Origin of the sequence: Shimia sp., from assembly GCF_041624275.1 — a bacterium.
Lineage (GTDB): Bacteria > Pseudomonadota > Alphaproteobacteria > Rhodobacterales > Rhodobacteraceae > Shimia.
Genome location: NZ_JBFJVE010000033.1, coordinates 1 through 19084, shown reverse-complemented (window position 1 = coordinate 19084; position 19084 = coordinate 1). Strand labels below are relative to the sequence as shown.

Here is a 19084-nt window from a genome sequence, read left to right as displayed (position 1 = left end):
GCGGCGATGGGCTTTGCCCGCGACCGTTTCGGCGCCGCGCTCAATGCCAAGACCGGCCTCGTCTGGGGCCTGTGCGGCTTTATCGCGGTGCAGCTGGCACCGGCCATGGGCCTGCCGCCGGAACTGCCGGGCACGCCTGCCGCCGAGCTGGGCCCGCGTCAGGCCTGGTGGTTCGGAACCATCCTGGCCTCGGTGGCCGGTCTGGCGATCATCGCCTTCGCCGGTGATCTGTGGAAACAGGCGCTGGGTCTGGTGCTGTTGTTGGTGCCGCATCTGATCGGTGCGCCGCATCTGGACACCTATTACGGCATCGCGCCGCCCGAGCTGAGTGCCGAATTCGGCACCGCCAGCATGGGTGTCGCCGCCATCGGCTGGTCGCTGCTGGGCTATTTCTGCGCCTATTTCCTCGCGCGCGGCGAAGACGCCTGACCAAGCAATCAGGGTGGCCTTGAAACCGCCAAGCGCCCTTCCGGTCCGCCGGGAGGGCGTTTTTCTTTGGTTTTCAGAGCGCCGGCACCCGGCCGGTGAGACAAAAGCGCAGCCGCCCGGCCGGGCGCGCATCCTCGATCACCCCGCCCTCGGCCTCGACGAAAAGCCGCGTCAGGGCGGCGATGTCGGCCACGTCCCCGGCTTCGATGCGCGAAAACAGATAGGCCACCTTGCCCGGCGCCCGCAGCGCCAGCGATACCGGCGCATCGCACATGTTCATGCAGGGGCCGGCCACGACGTCGGCCTCGACCTCAAGCGCGGCGCGCAGCGCCTCGACCATCTCCGGCCCCGGCCGGTGCCCGTCCCGGTCCTGACAGGTTTGGCAAATAAACACGGTGTGGCGCATGCTGGATCCTTTCCCGATCTGGACTAACCCGCCCGGCGCTGCCACACAAGTTGCGCAGACAAACCGACGAGGCCGCCATGTCAGACAGTATCACCGTCGCCCCCGGCGACCCGCGCGATCCCCGGGCCACCGCGTTGTTGCAGCAAAGCCAGAACCTGATGCGGGCGCTTTTCGACCCCGAAGAGAACCACTTTCTGGAGATCGACGCCCTCAGCGCGCCGTCGATCCAGTTTCTGGTCGCCCGCGAGGCCGAACGCATTCTCGGTTGCGCGGCGCTGGCCGACCGGGGCGCCTATGGCGAGATCAAGTCGATGTTCGTCGACCCTGCGGCGCGCGGCAAGGGGGTCGCGCATCTCTTGATGCAGGGGCTGGAACAGGCGGCGCGCGACCGGGGGCTGGGGGTGGTCAAGCTCGAGACCGGCGACAAGCTGACCGAGGCGCGCGGGCTTTACCGCGCGCATGGGTTTGCCGAATGCGCCCCTTTCGGAGACTACACGGCCAATGCGACCTCGGTCTTCATGACCAAGACCCTGACCTGAGCCGCCCGCCGCGCTGCCGGCTCAGCCGGTGATCCGGCCCTCGGCGCGCCACTGGTCGAACACCGCCAGCGCGGTCTCGCAGAAGGCGGCGTCGTTGATATGGGCGTCGATCGGGCGATAGTCGACATTGTCCGGCAGGCTGGCCTCGAGCGCTTCGACAAAGGCGGCGAGCCCCTCGGCGTCGTGCAGATCGGCGCCCGGCCGGTCCCATTCGTTGCAGCCCCCGCGCGGCATGATGAAGGCACAGGGCCCCTTGGCCCGGGCCAGTTTCTCGGCGTGAAGCCGCGCCACCTCGCGGCGCTCCTCGCTGGTCAGCACCACCGATTTCAACAGCCGGTTGTGGTCATGCGCGGGCCGGCCCCCCAGCCGTTCGGGCAGCGGCTTCCAGCCCACCAGATCGACCAGATCGTAACAGGCCGGGGCGACGATCTGCGGCGTCGCGCTGGCCCCGGCATTGGTCAGCCGGTCGCCGCCGGCCGACAGCCCGCCCATCAGGTGGTTGCCGACCTCCTGGGTGGCGAAATCCATCACGCAGGCAAAGGCGCCCTCGGCGGCCAGCGATTCGAAGGCGCGCCCGCCCATGCCGGTGGCGTGGAACACCGCCACTTCGAAACCGCGCGCCTCGAGCGCCGGCTTCAGCGTCACCATGTACTGCAGGATGGTCTTGCCGAACGAGGTCATGCCGACCAGCGGCCGGTCCTGCGCCGGTTTCTCCACCGCGCGGGCGGCCCCCAAGACCGCGCCTGCGGCCTGGCTGAGCGAGGATTTGCAGACCGAGTTCAGCCCGTAAAGCCCGCCCGCCCAAAGGATCATCTGGATGTCGGCGGCCAGCCGCTCGGGCGGCAGAAGCTGCGAGAAGGCGACCGTCGAGACCACGTATTTCGGCAGCCCCAGCGGCAGCGCCTGACAGACGTCCAGCGCCAGATCGGTGCCCATGGTGCCGCCAAGCGCGATCACCCCGTCGACCTTGCCTTCGCGGTAAAGCCGCAGGGCCAGCGCCGCCGCGCCTCGGGCCATGATCTGCATCGCGGTGTTCTCGTCGCCGCTGCCGATGGCGGCCTCGATCGACGCGCCGCCGGCTTCGGCGACCCTGTGTTTGGAATAATCCGTGGGCTCCGACGGCTCGCCCAAGACGCTGACATCCATCGACAGCACGCCGCCGCCCATGGCGCGGATGCGGCCGCAGATATAGTTCAGCTCGGCGTCCTTGGTGTCATAGGTGCCGACCACGAGGATGGTTTTATCGGTCATGGGCTGTCCCTCAGAGCCTGATCCAGGCGGTTTTCAGATCGGTGAATTTTTCCAGTGCGTGCAGCGATTTGTCATGGCCGTTGCCCGATTGCCGGACGCCGCCCAGCGGCACCGTGTTGTCGGGCCCGCCATAGGTGTTGACGTGGATGACACCCGAACGGATGGCGCGGATCATCCGGTGCGCGCGCCCCAGATCCGAGGTCCAGACCCCTCCCGCCAGCCCATAGACCGAGTTGTTGGCGATGGCGACGGCCTCTTCCTCGTCGCGGAACGGCAGCACCCCGAGCACCGGGCCAAAGACCTCTTCCTGCGCCAGCCGGTCATGGGGTTTCACCCCGGTGACGATGGTCGGCTGCATGTAATAGCCGCCGCTCTCTTCAAGGATGCGGTTGCCACCGGCATAGATCGTGCTGCCCTCGGCGCGGGCACTGTCGACAAAGCCGAGGTTGCCCTCGAGCTGGGCCCGCGAATTGACCGCCCCCATCTCGGTGCCCAGATCCAGAGGGTCTCCGACCCTCAGCGCCGCGGCATGGCGGGCCACGGCGGCGACGAAATCGTCGTGGATGCTGTCCTCGACCAAGAGCCGCGAGCCCGACACACAGACCTGCCCGGAGTTGCGGAAGATGCCCATCGCCGAGACCCTGGCCGCCTCGTCCAGATCGGGCGCATCGGCAAACACCAGGTTGGGCGACTTGCCGCCGAGCTCGAGATAACAGCGTTTCATGTTCGAGCGCGCCGAATATTCCAGCAGCCGCCGTCCGACACCGCCCGAGCCGGTGAACACCAGCATGTCGACCTCCATCGACAGGGCGATGGCTTCGCCGACCACCGATCCCTGTCCGGTGACCACGTTCAGCACCCCGTCCGGCAGCCCGGCCTCGGCCGCCAGCTCGGCCAGTTTCAACAGCGACAGCGAGGCGGTCTCGGCCGGTTTCAGCACCACCGAATTGCCCATTGCCAGCGCCGGCGCCAGTTTCCATGCGCCGATCATCAGCGGGAAGTTCCACGGCACGATGGCGCCGACCACGCCCACCGGCTCGCGGTGGATCAGGCCCAGAAAACCGGGGTCGGTGGGGGCGATCTCGCCATAGACCTTGTCCAGCGCCTCGGCGTAATAGCGGAAAGTGCCGGCGGCCGACCCCGGCTCGGCCTTCAGCGCCATGGCGATCTCGGTGCCATTGTCGCGCACCCCCAGCACCGCCAGTTCCAGAGCGTGCTGCTCGATCAGGTCGGCCAGCCGGTGCAGCACCTTCTTGCGCCCGGCCGGGGCCATGCGGCTCCAGCGTCCATCGTCGAAAGCGGCGCGGGCGGCGGCGACCGCGCGCTCGGCGTCGGCGGCGCTGGCGCGGGCGATGGTGGTCAGGATCTGGCCGTCGATCGGGCTCTCGACCTCCAGCACCTCGCCCGAGCCCGGCTGCCATGCGCCGTCGATGAACAGCCCCTGCGGCGCGATGCTGCGGTGGCGCAGCGCATTGATGCTTGCTTGGTCGACCATGCGGCCTCCTTATCGGTTCTTGTGGTCCAGCCAGACGCGGCGGAAATGGAGGGCCAGCACCGCGAGGATCATCAGGAACAGGATCATCGCAATGGGCCGGTCGATGAAATCGAGCGGGGTCTTCACCCGCGCCATGCCGGCGCGCAGCTTGACCTCCATGATGCCGCCCAGAACCATGCCGAGGATGATCGGCACCGCCGGGATCGCCAGCCGCTTGAGCACAAAGCCGAAGATCCCGAAACAGGCGGCGATCAGGCAGTCGGTGAAGGAATTGCGCAGCGAATAGACGCCGACGAAGGACAGCACCAGAATACAGGCGCCGAGAAAGCGGTCGGGAATTTTCACCACCTTTATCAACTGGTTGGTGGCGGCGAGCAGGAAGACCAGCACGAGGATGTTGAGCAGCAGCAGCGCCAGGTAAAGCGCGACGACGAAATCCATCCGGCTCTGGAACAGCTGCGGCCCGGGCACCACGTTGTGGACGTAGAACACCGACAGCATCATCGCCGTCAGCGCCTCGCCCGGAATGCCCAGCGCCAAGAGCGGCACCATGGCGGCGGCGGGCACCGCGTTGTTGGCGGTCTCGGCGGCGATCAGCCCCTCGGGCGCGCCCTCGCCAAAGGTCTCGGGGTGTTTCGAACTGCGCTGGGCATAGGTATAGCTGAGGAACTGGGCGGTGAACTCGCCGACCCCGGGGATCATCCCCATCAGCACGCCGAAACTGCCCGATACCGTCGCGACGCGCGGATGGCGCGCCAGCTCGCGCAGCCCCTGGAGCAGGCCGCCGCGCAGCGGCGCCAGGCGGATTTCGCGGTCCTTGCCCTGCAACAGGTAAAAGGCCTGGCTGAGGGCGAACAGCCCGAGCACCACGACGATCAGGTTGACGCCGCCCGACAGCCAGCTTTGCTCAAAGGTGAAGCGTTTGGTGTATTTCACCGGCTCCAGCCCGACGGTGTTGAGAAAGATCCCGAAACAGGCCAGCGCGGCGGCGATCAGCGCCTGGCCGCGATGCGCCACCACCACCAGGATCAGCCCCAGCAGCGCAGCGAGAAAGATCTCGCGGCTGCCGAACATCGGCGCGATCCGGGCCAGCACCGGGGCAAAGAGAATGAGGCAGACCACCGAGAAGACGCCGCCGAAGAACGAGGCGCTATAGGCCAGCGACAGGGCGCGCCGCGCCTCGCACCTCTGGGTCATCGGATAGCCGTCATAGGTGGTCAGCGCGTTCACCGCCGTGCCCGGCGTGTTGATCAGGATCGCCGGGATCGCGCCGCCATACATCGACGAGCCATAGATGCCCAGCAGAACGGTCAGCCCGACGATCGGGTCCATCGAGAAGGTGGTCGGCAACAGGATGGCGATGGCCACGGCGGGGCCGACGCCGGGAATGGCGCCGATCAGCACGCCGCCGACCGATCCGGCGAGCAGCGCCAAGAGCACGTCCCAGCGGGCCAGGATCTCGACCGAGGAAAGAAACAGCTCCATGATGCGCCCTAGAAGTTCAGGATGAAGAGGCCGCGCAGCGGCTCGGGCAGGTGGTCATAGACCGCCGCGCCGGGAATCTTGACGTCAAGCAGCGCCTTGAACAGCACCACCACCGCGACCGCGAACAGCGCCGCGATGCCGGCCATCCGCCGGCTGCGATAGCCGATCCGCCAGACCAGCACCGGCAGCACCACCAGCGTCACCGGCAGATAGCCCAGCACCGGCACCAGGGCGACATAGGCAAGGAACCACAGCACCCATTCGATGGCCAGGAACCAGATCTTCCATTCCTCGAAATCGGCCCGCCCGACCCGGCGGTGCGGCAGTTTCCACAGGTGCAGCCCGCCGAACAGCACCATGCCGCCGATGGCGATGGCGGGCCAGAAACGCGGCTGGGCGAACAGCTTGGTGCGCTTGGTCCACTTGGTCTGCTCGCCAAGCTGCCACAGCAGCAGAAGCGCCGCCACCAGGAAGACGATGGCAAACAGCGTCTGCCCGCGCAGCGGCGCCTTGTCGGTTTTTTCCTCGGGTGCGCTCATCCGCCGGGCTCCGGGTCAGTGAAATGGGGCCGGGGGCCTGTCGCCTCCGGCCCGGTGGGGCCTGTCGCCTATTCCAGCAGCCCGCCGATATGGGCCATCGAGGCCTTGTCGCGGGCGATGGTCTCGGCCGAGGCGGCGGCGTCCGACCAATAGACCTGGGCGCCGGTCTCGCGGGCCAGTGTCTGGGCCCGCTCGCTGGTCACGGTCTTGGCGGCGACGGCGGCGATCTTGTCGCGCACATCCTGCGGCGTGTCCTTGTGCACGAACAGCCCGTTCCACAGCGCGATGCCCAGCGTCGGGTCAAGCTCGCCGATGGTCGGCGTCTCGGGGATCAGCGGGATGCGCTCATCGGTGATCGAGGCCAGCACCGTCACCTTGTCGAGACAGGGCAGGATCAGCTGCAGCGTGGTGTTGATGACATCGGCATCGCCCGAGGCCAGCGTGTTGCAGTCCAGCGCGTCAAAGGCCGCTTCCGAGCCCCATTCGAAACCGGCGTTCACCGCATAGGCCATGGTCACCATCGTCGGCGGCAGCACCTGCCCGAAATGGCCCAGCGCCACGTCGTTGGTTTTTGCATGTTCGGCCAGTTCGGCCATCGAGCCATAGGGCGCATCGGCTGAGGTGGCGATGACGAAAGGATAGGTGAGGAAGATGCCCACCGGCTCGAACACCTCGCCGGCCAGTTCGTCGATGCCGATCTCATGGCCGATCACCGGCACCGCCGGCACGAAGGATCCGATCGTATAGCCGTCGGCCGGGGCGGTCGCCACCTCGATCGCGCCGGGGAAGGGGCCGCCGCCGCCGCCCGGCTTGTTCACCACCGCCGCCGAGACACCGTATGCCTGCTGGAAGTCCTCGGCGATCATCCGGGTCAGCACGTCCTCGAGGTCGCCCGGTGGCCACGGCACGATGAAGCTGACGGGTTTCTCGGGGTAGTCGGCCAGCGCCGCGCCGGCGGTGGCCGCCATGGACAGGGCCAGTGCGCCGCCCAGAAGCTTTGTTGAAATCATGTCGTCTCTCCCTGTTCACCAGTTGAGCCTGGCATTTGATCGGTTCAATATTCAAACCGAAGGTTCGAAAATAGATTGACAGGTTAATCGTAATTCTGTCAACACTTTTGGAAGACCCTGGCGCACCGGATGGTTTGGCGGCGTGTCCAAGGGTCAATCGAAACGGTCGGGGGAATCATGGGTACGGTCACCAAGGCATTGTCATTGCTGGGATATTTCTCTCGCTCCCAGCCCGAGATCGGGCTTGCCGAGATGACCCGACAGTCGGGAATGAACAAGGCGACGGTCTATCGGCTGCTCAGCGAACTGGCCGATCAGGGATTCGTCGAGCAGGTCGGATCGGGGCGTGCCTATCGTCTGGGGCCGGCCTTTCTGCGGCTCGCGGCGCTGCGAGAGGCGGCGGTTCCGATGCGCGAAGTGGCGCAGAAGGTGCTGGGCGAGCTTAGCGAAGCCACCGGCGAGACCGCCCATATGTCGGTGATGCAGGGCGATATTCTTGCCACGCTGGCCTATGTCTACAGCAGCCGGCATGGCACCCGCGTCACCATGGAGGACGCCGAGCAGATCACCTTTCACGCCACCAGCTCCGGGCTTGCGGTGCTGGCCCACAACCCGCCGGCTCTGACCGAGCGGGTGCTGGCCGGGCCGCTCGAGAAACGCACCCCCCAGACCGAGACCGACCCGGCGGTCCTGCGCGCCCAGATCGAGGCGGTGCGCCGCAGCGGCATCGCCGAAAGCATCAGCGGCTTCGAGGAGGACGTGCATTCCCACGCCTGCCCGATCTTCGACGCCGGCCAGTCCTGTTACGGCGCCATTGCCGTCGCCGCCCCGGTGGCGCGCATGACCCCGGACCTGCGGCGCAGCATTCGCCACGAGGTGGCGCGGGCGGCGCTGCGCATGACCCGGCTGCTCGGCGGCTTTGCCCCGGACACCTTCAAACACCAGGCCGATGCGCTCGTGTCGGCCCCAGCAACAGCCATTGATCCCAAGGGGTGAACCGATGAAAGACAGCAATTTCCTGAAAGAGCACAACGCCCGGTCCCTGTGGCACCCGATGGCCCATCCCGCCGACAGCCTGGCCAACCCGCCGACCATCGTCACCGGCGCCAGCGGGGTGCGCATCCGGGACATCGACGGCCACGAGGTGGTCGACGGGGTGGGGGGGCTGTGGAACGTCAACCTCGGCTATTCCTGCGCCCCGGTGAAACAGGCGATCTCCCGACAGCTCGACCAGCTGCCCTATTACTCGATCTTTCGCGGCACCAGCAATGACGCGGTGATCGAGCTTGGCGAAGAGCTGCGCGGCTTTTTCGCCCCCGACGGCATGGGCCGCGCCTTTTTCACCTCGGGCGGCTCGGATTCGGTGGAAACGGCTCTGCGGCTGGCGCGGCAGTATCACAAGATTCGCGGGCAAGAGGGGCGCAGCAAGTACCTGAGCCTGAAAAAGGGCTATCACGGCACCCATACCGGCGGCGCCTCGGTCAATGGCAACGCCAATTTCCGCACACAATACGAACCGCTCTTGCCGGGCTGTTTCCATATTCCGGCGCCCTACACCTATCGCAACCCGTTCAACGAGACCGACCCCGAGCGGCTGGCGGCGCTCTGTCTTCAGGCGCTCGAGGACGAGATCGCCTTTCAGGGCGCCGGCACCATCGCCGCCTTCATCATGGAGCCGGTGCTGGGTGCCGGCGGGGTGATCCCGCCGCATGAAAGCTTCATGCCCGGCGTGCGCGAGATCTGCACCCGCAACGGCATCCTGCTGATTGCCGACGAGGTGATCACCGCTTTTGGCCGCACCGGCTCGTGGACCGGCGCGCGCCACTGGGGGGTGCAGCCCGACATGATGTGTACCGCCAAGGCGATCACCAATGGCTATTTCCCCTTCGGCGCGGTGATGCTGAGCGAGGCGATTGCCGAGACCTTCGAAAAGGACACCTCGGGCAAGGCGGCGATCGGCCATGGCTATACCTATTCCGGGCACCCGGTGGGGGCGGCGGCGGCGCTGGCCTGTCTGGCCGAAACCCTACGGCTCAAGGTCAATGAGAACGCCGCCGCGCGCGGCGCCGAGATGATGGCCGGGCTGCAAGTGCTGAAAGACAGGTTCGAAGTGATCGGCGACGTGCGCGGCGGTCACGGGCTGATGAACGCGCTGGAGCTGGTCGCCGACCGGGACAGCAAGGCGGCCATCGACAAGGCCACCATCGCCAGGGTGCAAGAGGTCGCCTATCAAAGCGGCGCCATGGTGCGGGTCTCGGGCAACAACATCATCCTGTCGCCGCCGCTGGTGCTGACGGGTGAGGATGTGCAGGTGATCCTCTCGGCGCTCGAGGCCGGGCTGGGCGCGGCCTCGGCCTGAGCCCGCCGCCGCCTAAAGCAGCGCCCGGGCGTCGCCCGCCAGCTGCCGCAGCGCTCGCGCGAAGATCAGCGTGTCGATGCCGACGGCAACGAATGTGGCGCCGAGGTCGAGAAAGCGGCGCGCCTCGTCCAGATCGCGGGCGAGGATGCCGGCGGCCTTGTCGCTGGCCGCGATGCGCCGCAACGCGCGGGCGATGGCTTCCTGTACTTCCGGGGCGGTCGGGTTGCCGGGGAACCCCATGTCCGCCGACAGGTCGGCGGGGCCGATGAACACCCCGTCCACCCCGTCGGTGGCCAAGATCTCGTCTAGGTTCTCCAGCGCCCTGCGGCTTTCGGCCTGCACGATCAGGCAGACCTGCTGATTGGCGGTCTGGACGTAATCGGCAATCGCGCCAAAGCCCGAGACCCGCCCGCCACTGGCCCCCATGCCGCGGATGCCCTCGGGCGGGTAGCGCATGGCGCGGGCCATGGCGCGGGCCTCCTGGGCGCTGTCGACCATCGGCACCAGAACCGTCTGGGCACCGGCATCCAGCACCTGTTTCACCATCCATGCCTCGCCGATCGGCAGCCGCACCACCGCGTGGCTCGGCGACGGGTCGACCACCATCATCTGGTCGCGCAGCGAGCGCAGATCATTGGGCGCATGTTCGCCGTCAAGCACCAGCCAGTCAAAACCGGCATGGGCGACGATCTCGGCCACGGCCGGTTCGGCCGAGGCCAGCCACAGGCCGATCTGCGGGCGACCGCCGGCAAGGGCGGCCTTGAAGGGGTTGGGGGTGGCAGGCATGGGCGTTTCCTCGGCAGTCTGGACAGGCAATCGGGGCGTCGCGACGTATCAGATCGCTGCCGGCCGGCTTTGTCCAGCCCGCAGGACGCCATCACGCCGCCGCGTCGAAAAGTAAATAACATGTTAACTAAAGCCGGTGCCGATGCAAGCCCTGCGACGATCCGGAGCGGCAACCGCTGCGGCAAAAGGGGCAGCAACAACGCAGGGGCGGCCATGGCCGGCCGCCCCTTCGCTATTCACATGTCGCCCCGCGCTCAGCCGAGCAGCTTGGCCTCATAGGCCTTCAGCGTCATCCGCGCAGCGCGGTACTTCTCGAGCCCCTGGCGTCGGCGCAGATCGGGGAAGAGGTCATAGATCTCTTCACGCTGCGCCTGCTCGATGCCGTCCATCGACACCTGGCCGGGCTGGAAGCTCTCGCTCCAGGTGCCATTGGCCAGCACCACCTCGTGGTTGTCGCACAGGAAGTGGACATATTCGATGCTTGCCGCCTGCACCTGATGCACGCCCTGCATATGGGTCAGGTGCTTGGCTGCCACCAGCACTTCGCTTTCCTCGAACAACAGCTGCGACTGCTGGCTGACCAGCAGCATGCGGTGGTTGGGCGACACCATCATGTCGCGATCCGGCAGGTTGGGGCCAAGCGAGCCCTTGCGGATCATCACCGGGCGCAGTTTCGGGCGCTCCAGCAGGTTGCGGCCCGAAAGCTTCTTGCTGCCGGTCCAGCGGATGGTCTGCAACCCGTTGTCGCGGGTGACGACCGTGTCGCCTTCCTTCAGCTGTTCCACCGGAACTTCGCCCATCGGGGTGAGGATGGTGGTGCCCGGCGTGAAGCAGATGATGTTCTCGATATTGTAGAACGTCGCCTGTCCGGTCTCGGTGCCCCCGGAGTCAAAGAAATGCACGATGCCGTTTTCATGATCCGGCGTGGTGTATTCGATCTGGGTATAGCCGCCACCCGGGTTCTGGGCCTCGCCGGCGCCGGTCACGTCCAGCGTGTCGAAATCGACTCCGCCTTCGTTGCCGTCGATGGTGTCGCCCTGACCGATATTGGAGAAGCTGTCCTGATCGTCGCCGCCTCTGGCTAGGTCGCCGTCGCCATCCGCACCGCCGAGGTCGAACACATCGTCTCCGGCGCCGCCTTTCAGCACATCGGCCCCGTCGCCGCCCTGCAGCGTGTCGGCGCCGCCCTGTCCAAGCAGGGTGTCGTCACCGTGGCCGCCGATCAGCATGTCGTCGCCGGAACCGCCTTCGATACTGTCCTCGTCGATGCCGCCGTCGATCACGTCATTGCCGCTGCCACCATAGATTGTGTCATCGTCATCCTGACCAAAGATGGTGTCGTTGCCATCACCGCCGTCGATCAGGTCGCGGCCGTTGTCGGGCTCCGGGTCCGGGCCGAAGGTGTCGGCGTCATCCTTGATGTTCAGCGAATCCGGGAAGATCGGGTCGAGACCACCATAGATGAGGTCGTCGTCGGCCCCGCCCGAGATGGTGTCATTGCCTTCGCCGCCGATGATGGTGTCCATGCCGTCGCCGCCCGAGACGTCATCGGCATCGACGCCAGCATTGATGCTGTCGTTGCCGGTGCCGCCAAGGATGGTGTCGCGGTCGTCGCCGGTAAAGATCACGTCGTCGCCGGCACCGCCATCGACATAGTCGCGGTCATCTTCCGGGTCGGCATCGGCCGGCACCGCCGGGAACGGCCCATAGGCCGGGAAGCCGAGGTCGGGCCGCTGATCGGTCGGATCGCTGGACGACGAGGTGATGGTGTCATTGCCGTCACTGCCGCTGATCGTATCCGATCCGCCGCCGGTTTCGACAACATCGTCGCCACCGTTGGTGTTGATGATCTCGTCACCGTCCGAACCGGTTACGGTGTCGTCGCCGGCGCCGGTATCGACCTGTTCGATCTCGGTGAACGACAGCGTGTCTGCGCCATCCGTCACCGTGCCCTCTTCGGGGTCGGTGAATGTCACGGTCAGATCATCGGTCTCGCCCGACATGTCGAGCACGTCGATATCGCCGTCGCCGGGATCTTCGCCGCCGGTCACAGTGTCGTTGCCGTCAAGGCCGACGAATGTGTCGTCGCCGGTGCCGCCAAGCAGGGTGTCGGCGCCGCCGCCGCCGGTGATCAGGTCGTCATCGGCGCCACCGTCGATGAAGTCGGCCGCGCCGGCGCCGTCGATGGTATCATCGCCGCCATTGCCCCAGAACTCATTGGTATAGGCGTCGCTGGGGTTGGTGCTGGCATTGTCGAAACCGACCAGCGTGTCGTCGAACTCCGAGCCGATGATGCCGTCGATGCCCTGCTGGATGGTATCGTTCTCGGCATCGCCGCCCGACGAGCTGCCGGTGGCCAGGTTGATGTTGACCGCCGCCGACGAGGCGGAATAGTCGATATTGTCCTGACCGGCATTGCCGACAAAGGTGTCGGCGCCTTCGCCGCCGATGAACAGATCATCGCCGGTGCCACCGACCAGCAGGTTGTTGCCGGCATCGCCCTGCAGCGTGTCGTCGCCGGCCTGGCCATAGATGTCGTCATCGCCCAGCCCGCCGATCAGCAGATCACCGCTGTCGTCCGGGTCTCCGGCCACCGACAGGGTGTCAAAGAACACGTCGGTGATGTTGACATGGCTGTCATCGCCACCATCGTTGCTGTGAATGATCTCGATCCGCGACACCGGGCCGGCGATCTCGACCAGGATCGAGTTGTCGGCGCCATCATTGGGGCCGCTGTTGTCATTGGCCCGGGCGGTGTCGTGCCCGGCCACGCCATCCTCGTCCGACAGGGTCAGATCGGTGGTCGGGCTCGCGGTCAGGGTGACGGGGATCGGGTTGCCGTCGCTGTCATAGGCCAGGATCTGGACCACGGAATCGTGGTCGATGTCATTGACCCGGAAATCGACATTGGCCACCGGATCCGAAAAGTCGAGCCGGTAGGTGGCGCCTTCGCCATCATTGTCGGTCTGCGATTCCAGCGAGCTGTGCGCGTCAACGGTTTCCGAGCCGCCGTCGATGCCGGCGATGTTCTGCGTGTCTTCCTCGAACTTGGCCTTGGTGCTGCAGTTGCTCACCTCGGTATAGGTGACGACGACCGAGCCGGTGTCCTGGGAATAGAGCGGATCGATGGTCTCGCCATCCTTGATGCCGGTGCCGGTCGCGGTGCCGGTGCCGGTGCCGGTTCCGGTTCCGGTGCCGGTGCCGTCGACGCCGCTGCCGTTGGAGCCTGCGCCGGTTCCGGTGCCGGTGCCGCTGCCCTTGCTGCCCGAGCCGGAGCCTTTGCTTCCGGTGCCGGTGCCCGAACCGTGGCCGGATCCACCGCTGCCACCGATAGCCGAACCGGATCCGGTCGTGCCGGTGCCGGTACCGGTACCAGTGCCGGTTCCGGTGCCGGTGGCCGTGGCGCCGATGCCGCTCCAGTTGAAGCTCTCGCGACCGATGACGACACCTTCTTCGCCATAGCCGCCGAAAATCGTGTCATCGCCGGCGCCGCCGTCGATGGTGTCGCTGCCACCCTCGCCATAGATCAGGTCGTCGCCGTCGTCGCCATAGATCACGTCGTTGCCGGCGATATCGTCCGAACCGCTGACGTCGAAGGCGATGTCGGTGACGGTGATGCCGGTGTTGTGGCTGCCATCCTGTTCGTGGATGATCTCCCAGCTGCTGACCGGGCCGGCGATGGTCACCAGAACCGAATGTTCGGCGGCATAATCATTGGTGTAATTGTCGTCGATGCTGGCGGCGGTCTCGTTGCCGGCCACCGCGTCGGTGTCGGACAGGACCAGCCCCGAACCGGCATCGCTCAGCGTCACCTCGATCGGGTCGCCATTCTCGTCATAGGCACGCACCACGACCCGGCCGTCGCCGTCGATGTCGTTGATGCGGAACTCGACGTTCTCCAGCGGAACATCCGATTCCCACTTGTAATGCGCCGAGTTGGCATCGCCGTTCAGAACCGAGGCAAAGGCCGAGTTCTCGCCGACCTCGGTGTCGAGATCGTCGGTGTTCTGGGTCGCGGTCTCATATTCGGTATCAACGCCGGCGCTCTGCGAAACGGTCGAGAAGGTGATCGCGGCAAGGCCGGTGTCCTGGGTGAAGTCCGGCGTCGCCGCGTTGTCGGCAAAACCCGGCCCCAGCGACCACTGGAACAATTCGCGGATCAGCGACGTCGTCGCGCTGCCGCTGTCGCCGTGAATGGTGTCATTGCCACCGCCGCCGTCGATGGTGTCATCGCCGCCGAGTCCGAAGATCGTGTCCGGCCCGTCGGTGACCATGTCGCCGTCGGAATCGGTGTAACCTACTTCGATCAAATCGTCGCTGTTGGTGCCTTGAACCACACCCGGGTCATTCGGATCAGCCATCGTTACCTCTTCTCAATTACGTGTCGCGACGCACAGGGACACCCCGCATTGAATGGGCACGCCCAGTCACTGCTCGCACTCCTGCCGGCGCATCACGTGGATGCTCAATTTTTCGTTGGCCGCCCCGAGCCATTGTTCGCCCCCCAGTCGGGCGTGACTCAAATATGCGTCAATTGACGGGTTAACAAAACCAAAACATGCGAAAAACACTGAAAAAGTGAGTCTTTGATTAACAATGGCTTGCGTCAAGCCTTTATCAATTCGGGCGCAAATGTGGCATTGTTTCCGGATTCCCGGCCAAAGCCCCGAAGGCTGGCCCGGAGTCGGGGGCTGAATCTGGCGAGTCTGTGTCCAAGCCCCGGGTTTGCGGTCATTCCAAGGCGAAAGAATGGTGAACTTGTTTCCTGTCGGGAACCAATAAATCGGCGCTCGCAGCGCAAAACGCGTGGCGCGGAAACCACAGGCCGGGGGGCGGAATGTGGCGGGTTTGCGAAACAATTCTGGCGAAATGCGGGATTGTCCACAGGGCGGCAACAATGATGATTCGAATCAACGCCGCAACCGGCTGCGAGTCGCCGCCCGCTGCCCCCGCCGAAGCGCCGCCAAAAACGGCGATCAATAGGTCAGAAGCAGCCTGTCGCGCACCACTTCGCGCTCCAGTGTCTGGCCATCCATCTGGAAGCGTTTCAGCATCGAACGGCCGATATTGACGAAATGTTCATGCTCGAACAGGTCCTCGGGATAGGCGATGTCGCAATAGGTGTGACCCGATTTCTTGGTGCCGTCGATGCTCAGCGCCACCATCACCCCGCGCGCCTTGGCCTCGGCGATGGCCGCCATCAGCTCTTGCAGCCGGAAGGCCTGGGCACCGTAGAGGATGCTCTGCGAATGGGCATAGGGCGGGTCGCAGTAGATCAGGTCGCCGGCCTCGGCGCGGGCAAAGGCCTCGAGATAGTCGAGCCGCTCGAAGCGGGTGCCGGCGACGCGCGGGCGCCACATGTCGACCCGGCGGGCGAATTTCTCGGGCTTGACCACCGGGTGGCTGCCCATCGGCGTCGACATCCGCCCGTCTTTCTTGCGGAACCGCACCACGCCGCCGTAACAGGCCCGGCACAGGAACAAGAGATCGGCGCCGTTGGGGCTGGCGTTGTAATCGGCCTTGATCTTTTCATAGCGCGCCAGCTTGTCGCCGGCCTGGAACCACTCCCAGCGTTCCGCATAGCAGCTTTTCAGCTGCTCGGGGTCTTCGGCCAGCATCTGCCAGATCTGCATCAGCGGCGCGAAGATGTCCGAACCCAGGGCGCGCGCCGGGGCCAGGTTGGCCAGCACCCCGCCCGAACCGATGAAGGGCTCGTAATAGGTGCCGTAGCGGCGCGGGAAATGGGCGATGATCTGATCCGCATAGCGCTGTTTGTTGCCGACCCATTTGATGAGCTGGGTCTTGAACGGCGTGATGGTGCCGCTGTCGCGGTCGCGCAGGTCCTGAAGGTCGGAGAACAGCGAAGGTTGCATGGCGGCGGCGGTCTCCTGCGGCGGTGCGGTCGCGCCAGCATCGCGGTGCAGTCGCCGAGCCGCAAGCGAAAAAGCCGCTGCGTTTCGGTCGGGGGATTGCTGTCTCAACTGTCGGGGAAAGATGGTGCTGTGAGGGAGGATTGAACTCCCGACCTCACCCTTACCAAGGGTGCGCTCTACCACTGAGCTACCACAGCATCTGTCGTGGCGCGGGATTTAGACTCAAACGCCGACCCTTGCAACCCCATCTGGACCCTTTTTTTCGCCTCCTGTAAGGAAAGGGCATGCAACGCAATTCAGACCCCAATAAACACAAAGCGAAACCGGCCTCGAGAGAAGAACGTCTCAAGGCGGCGCTGAAGGCAAATATGGGCCGTCGCAAGGCCCAGGCGCGGGCGCGGGCGGAAAAACCCGGGGCGCCCGACAGGGGCGAGCAGGACAAAGGCGAGAGTTAATGGATTCGATTATTGTACGCGGCAACGGCCCGCTGAACGGCCAGATCGCGATTGCGGGCGCCAAGAACGCCTGTCTGGCGCTGATGCCGGCCACCCTGCTGAGCGAAGAACCGCTCACGCTGACCAATGCGCCGCGGCTGTCGGACATCAAGACCATGACCGAACTCTTGTCGTCGCTCGGCGCCGAGGTGTCGAGCCTGCAGGACGGCAAGGTGCAGGCGATGTCGAGCCACAATCTCGACAATCACGTCGCCGACTATGACATCGTGCGCAAGATGCGGGCCTCGAACCTGGTGCTGGGGCCGATGCTGGCGCGCTTGGGCCATGCGGTGGTGTCGCTGCCCGGCGGCTGCGCCATCGGGGCGCGGCCGATGGATCTGCATATTCACGGGCTCGAGGCGCTGGGCGCCGAGATCGAGCTGAAGGACGGCTATCTTCATGCCAAGGCGCCGCGCGGGCTGAAGGGCGCCGAGATCACCCTCGGCTTTGCCTCGGTCGGCGCCACCGAGAACATCCTCATGGCCGCCACCCTGGCCAAGGGCACGACGATCATCAACAACGCAGCGCGCGAGCCCGAGATCGTCGATCTCGCCAAGTGCCTGAGCGCCATGGGGGCGCAGATCGAGGGCGCCGGCAGCGAGCGCATCGAGGTGCAGGGTGTCGACCGGCTGCATGGCGCCACCCACCCGGTGGTGACGGATCGCATCGAGCTGGGCACCTATATGCTGGCGCCGGCGATCTGCGGCGGCGAGGTCGAGTGCCTCGGCGGGCGCATCGAGCTGGTCGGGGCCTTCTGCGAGAAGCTGGACGAGGCCGGGATCAGCGTCGAGGAGACCGACAAGGGCCTGAAGGTGGCGCGCAGGAACGGCCGGGTCAAGGCGGTGGACGTGGTGACCGAGCCCTTCCCCGGTTTCCCGACCGATCTTCAGGCGCAGATGATGGCGCTGATGTGCACCGCCGAGGGCACCTCGGTGCTGGAAGAGCGGATCTTCGAGAACCGTTTCATGCATGCCCCGGAACTCACGCGCATGGGGGCCAATATCGAAGTGCATGGCGGCACCGCCACCGTGCACGGGGTCGAGCGTCTCAAGGGGGCGCCGGTGATGGCCACCGACCTGCGCGCCAGCGTCTCGCTGATTCTGGCGGCGATGGCGGCCGAGGGCGAGACCATCGTCAACCGGGTCTATCACCTCGATCGCGGCTATGAGCGGGTCGAGGAGAAGCTGGGCAATCTCGGCGCCCATATCGAGCGGGTGAAGGGCGGATGAGCCGGGATGCACGATTCGAGGACGGGGTCGACGCGCCGCTGAACCTCGGGGCGCTGGACGCGGACGATCTGCGGGTGCTGTCGACGCTGGTGCAGGACGCGGTGTTCCCGATCACCGAGATGCGCTGGCTGAAGGGCGAGAACCGCTTTGCCCTGCTGCTGAACCGGTTCCGCTGGGAGGACGCGGCGGCGGCCGAGCGGCGCGGCCGGGCGGTGGAACGGGTGCAGGCGGTGCTGGTCTTCGACAACGTGCTGGCGGTCGCCTCGCAGGGGGTGGACCGGGCCGACCGGGATCTGGTGCTGTCGCTGCTGTCGCTGGCCTTCGAGCCCGGCGAAGAGGGCGCCGGGGCGGTGATCCTGACCCTGGCCGGGGACGGCGCGATCCGGCTTTCGGTCGAGGCGCTGGAGGCGACGCTGAAGGATGTGACCCGGCCCTATCTGGCGCCCTCGGGCGCGGTGCCGCGCCATGAGGCGTGAGGGGCGCTGCCCCCGCCGCCGCCAAGCCCCGGCTTGGCCGCGTCTCCCCCGGAGTATTTTTGGCAAGATGAAGCGCCGGTCCGGCGCGTGGGGCAGGGGTTGAGCCCATGGCCCGGGGGCGGTATTGAGCCGCAAAAGGAGAGCAGCATGCCGCAGTTTCTAGAGATCAGCGCCGATGATTTCGAAACCCGTTTTCAGGAGCTTCTCGGCGCCAAGCGCGAGGACAGCCCGGATGTCGACGCGGCGGTGGCCGCGATCATCGCCGATGTGCGCAATCGCGGCGACGCGGCGGTGCTGGAGCTGACGGCGAAATTCGACCGCCTGCAGCTGAGCCCCGAAACGCTGGCCTTTTCCGAGGCCGAGATCGACGCCTTTTGCGATCAGGTCCCGGCGGCGGAGCGCGCGGCGCTGGAACTGGCGGCCGAGCGGATCCGCACCTATCACGCGCGGCAAATGCCCGAGGATGCCAGCTGGCAGGACGAACACGGCGCCACGCTGGGCTGGCGCTGGACGCCGGTCTCGGCGGCCGGTCTTTACGTGCCGGGGGGGCTGGCCTCCTACCCGTCTTCGGTGCTGATGAACGCGATCCCGGCCAAGGTGGCCGGCGTCGAACGGCTGGCGGTGGTGGTGCCGACCCCGGACGGGGTGGCCAATCCGCTGGTCCTGCTGGCGGCGCGGCTGGCCGGTGTCGACGAGGTCTATCGCATCGGCGG

At 66.2% G+C, this 19084-nt stretch carries 16 protein-coding genes and 1 tRNA gene; 7 read left to right on the top strand and 10 right to left on the bottom strand.

The features are described 5' to 3' along the window. Positions 1-429: CbtA family protein (locus ABZD10_RS04465; protein WP_372884905.1), on the top strand; the 429-nt coding region annotated here is incomplete at its 5' end. A 73-nt stretch (positions 430-502) separates the two neighbouring features. On the opposite strand, the gene ABZD10_RS04460 is transcribed toward ABZD10_RS04465, so the two are convergent. Continuing rightward, entirely contained in the window at positions 503-835 is a 333-nt protein-coding gene (locus ABZD10_RS04460; protein WP_372884904.1) for a DUF1636 family protein, read from the bottom strand. Between the two features lie 77 nt (positions 836-912). Here ABZD10_RS04460 and ABZD10_RS04455 point away from each other — a divergent pair, with 77 nt between their 5' ends. Continuing rightward, positions 913-1374, top strand: a complete 462-nt coding sequence (locus ABZD10_RS04455; RefSeq protein ID WP_372884903.1) for a GNAT family N-acetyltransferase — start codon at positions 913-915, stop codon at positions 1372-1374. 21 nt (positions 1375-1395) lie between these two features. On the opposite strand, the gene ABZD10_RS04450 is transcribed toward ABZD10_RS04455, so the two are convergent. The 5 genes from ABZD10_RS04450 to ABZD10_RS04430 all read right to left on the bottom strand — a co-directional run bounded on the left by ABZD10_RS04450 (position 1396) and on the right by ABZD10_RS04430 (position 7154). Next, entirely contained in the window at positions 1396-2625 is a 1230-nt protein-coding gene (locus tag ABZD10_RS04450; protein ID WP_372884902.1) for a Tm-1-like ATP-binding domain-containing protein, read from the bottom strand. Positions 2626-2635: 10 nt separating this feature from the next. Continuing rightward, positions 2636-4120, bottom strand: a complete 1485-nt coding sequence (locus ABZD10_RS04445; protein ID WP_372884901.1) for an aldehyde dehydrogenase — start codon at positions 4118-4120, stop codon at positions 2636-2638. Positions 4121-4129: 9 nt separating this feature from the next. Next, positions 4130-5605: a tripartite tricarboxylate transporter permease gene (locus ABZD10_RS04440; RefSeq protein WP_372884900.1), complete on the bottom strand. Its 1476-nt coding sequence runs from the start codon at positions 5603-5605 to the stop codon at positions 4130-4132. Positions 5606-5613: 8 nt separating this feature from the next. After that, on the bottom strand, positions 5614-6144 hold the full coding sequence (locus tag ABZD10_RS04435) for a tripartite tricarboxylate transporter TctB family protein (protein WP_372884899.1): 531 nt from the start codon (positions 6142-6144) through the stop codon (positions 5614-5616). A gap of 68 nt (positions 6145-6212) precedes the next feature. After that, a complete protein-coding gene (locus tag ABZD10_RS04430) occupies positions 6213-7154 on the bottom strand; it encodes a tripartite tricarboxylate transporter substrate-binding protein (RefSeq protein WP_372884898.1) in 942 nt (313 codons plus the stop codon). A 177-nt stretch (positions 7155-7331) separates the two neighbouring features. On the opposite strand from ABZD10_RS04430, the gene ABZD10_RS04425 reads away from it, so the two are divergent. Together ABZD10_RS04425 and ABZD10_RS04420 are read left to right on the top strand one after the other, a co-directional pair. Then, positions 7332-8150 carry an IclR family transcriptional regulator gene (locus tag ABZD10_RS04425; RefSeq protein ID WP_372884897.1) on the top strand — a complete coding sequence of 273 codons (819 nt, stop codon included), beginning with the start codon at positions 7332-7334 and terminating at the stop codon, positions 8148-8150. 4 nt (positions 8151-8154) lie between these two features. Further along, positions 8155-9513 carry an aspartate aminotransferase family protein gene (locus ABZD10_RS04420; RefSeq protein ID WP_372884896.1) on the top strand — a complete coding sequence of 453 codons (1359 nt, stop codon included), beginning with the start codon at positions 8155-8157 and terminating at the stop codon, positions 9511-9513. Between the two features lie 12 nt (positions 9514-9525). Here the strand turns inward: ABZD10_RS04420 and ABZD10_RS04415 are convergent, their stop codons facing one another. From ABZD10_RS04415 to ABZD10_RS04400, 4 genes are all read right to left on the bottom strand, one after another. After that, positions 9526-10299 carry an HpcH/HpaI aldolase/citrate lyase family protein gene (locus ABZD10_RS04415; RefSeq protein ID WP_372884895.1) on the bottom strand — a complete coding sequence of 258 codons (774 nt, stop codon included), beginning with the start codon at positions 10297-10299 and terminating at the stop codon, positions 9526-9528. A gap of 254 nt (positions 10300-10553) precedes the next feature. After that, the gene (locus ABZD10_RS04410; protein WP_372884894.1) at positions 10554-14660 is read right to left on the bottom strand and encodes a Hint domain-containing protein; all 4107 of its coding nucleotides are present in this window, start codon (positions 14658-14660) and stop codon (positions 10554-10556) included. 615 nt (positions 14661-15275) lie between these two features. Then, complete coding sequence (locus ABZD10_RS04405) at positions 15276-16172, bottom strand: DNA adenine methylase (protein WP_372884893.1); 897 nt, start codon at positions 16170-16172, stop codon at positions 15276-15278. 122 nt (positions 16173-16294) lie between these two features. Continuing rightward, positions 16295-16369: transfer RNA gene (locus tag ABZD10_RS04400), tRNA-Thr, on the bottom strand. 257 nt (positions 16370-16626) lie between these two features. On the opposite strand from ABZD10_RS04400, the gene murA reads away from it, so the two are divergent. From murA to ABZD10_RS04385, 3 genes are all read left to right on the top strand, one after another. Next, on the top strand, positions 16627-17895 hold the full coding sequence (murA, locus tag ABZD10_RS04395; protein ID WP_372884892.1) for a UDP-N-acetylglucosamine 1-carboxyvinyltransferase: 1269 nt from the start codon (positions 16627-16629) through the stop codon (positions 17893-17895). Continuing rightward, entirely contained in the window at positions 17892-18371 is a 480-nt protein-coding gene (locus ABZD10_RS04390; RefSeq protein ID WP_372884891.1) for a DUF2948 family protein, read from the top strand. The genes murA and ABZD10_RS04390 overlap by 4 nt, the downstream gene beginning before the upstream one ends. A 147-nt stretch (positions 18372-18518) precedes the next feature. Further along, positions 18519-19084 (top strand): histidinol dehydrogenase (locus ABZD10_RS04385; RefSeq protein ID WP_372884890.1); only part of this gene is annotated, 566 nt, incomplete at its 3' end.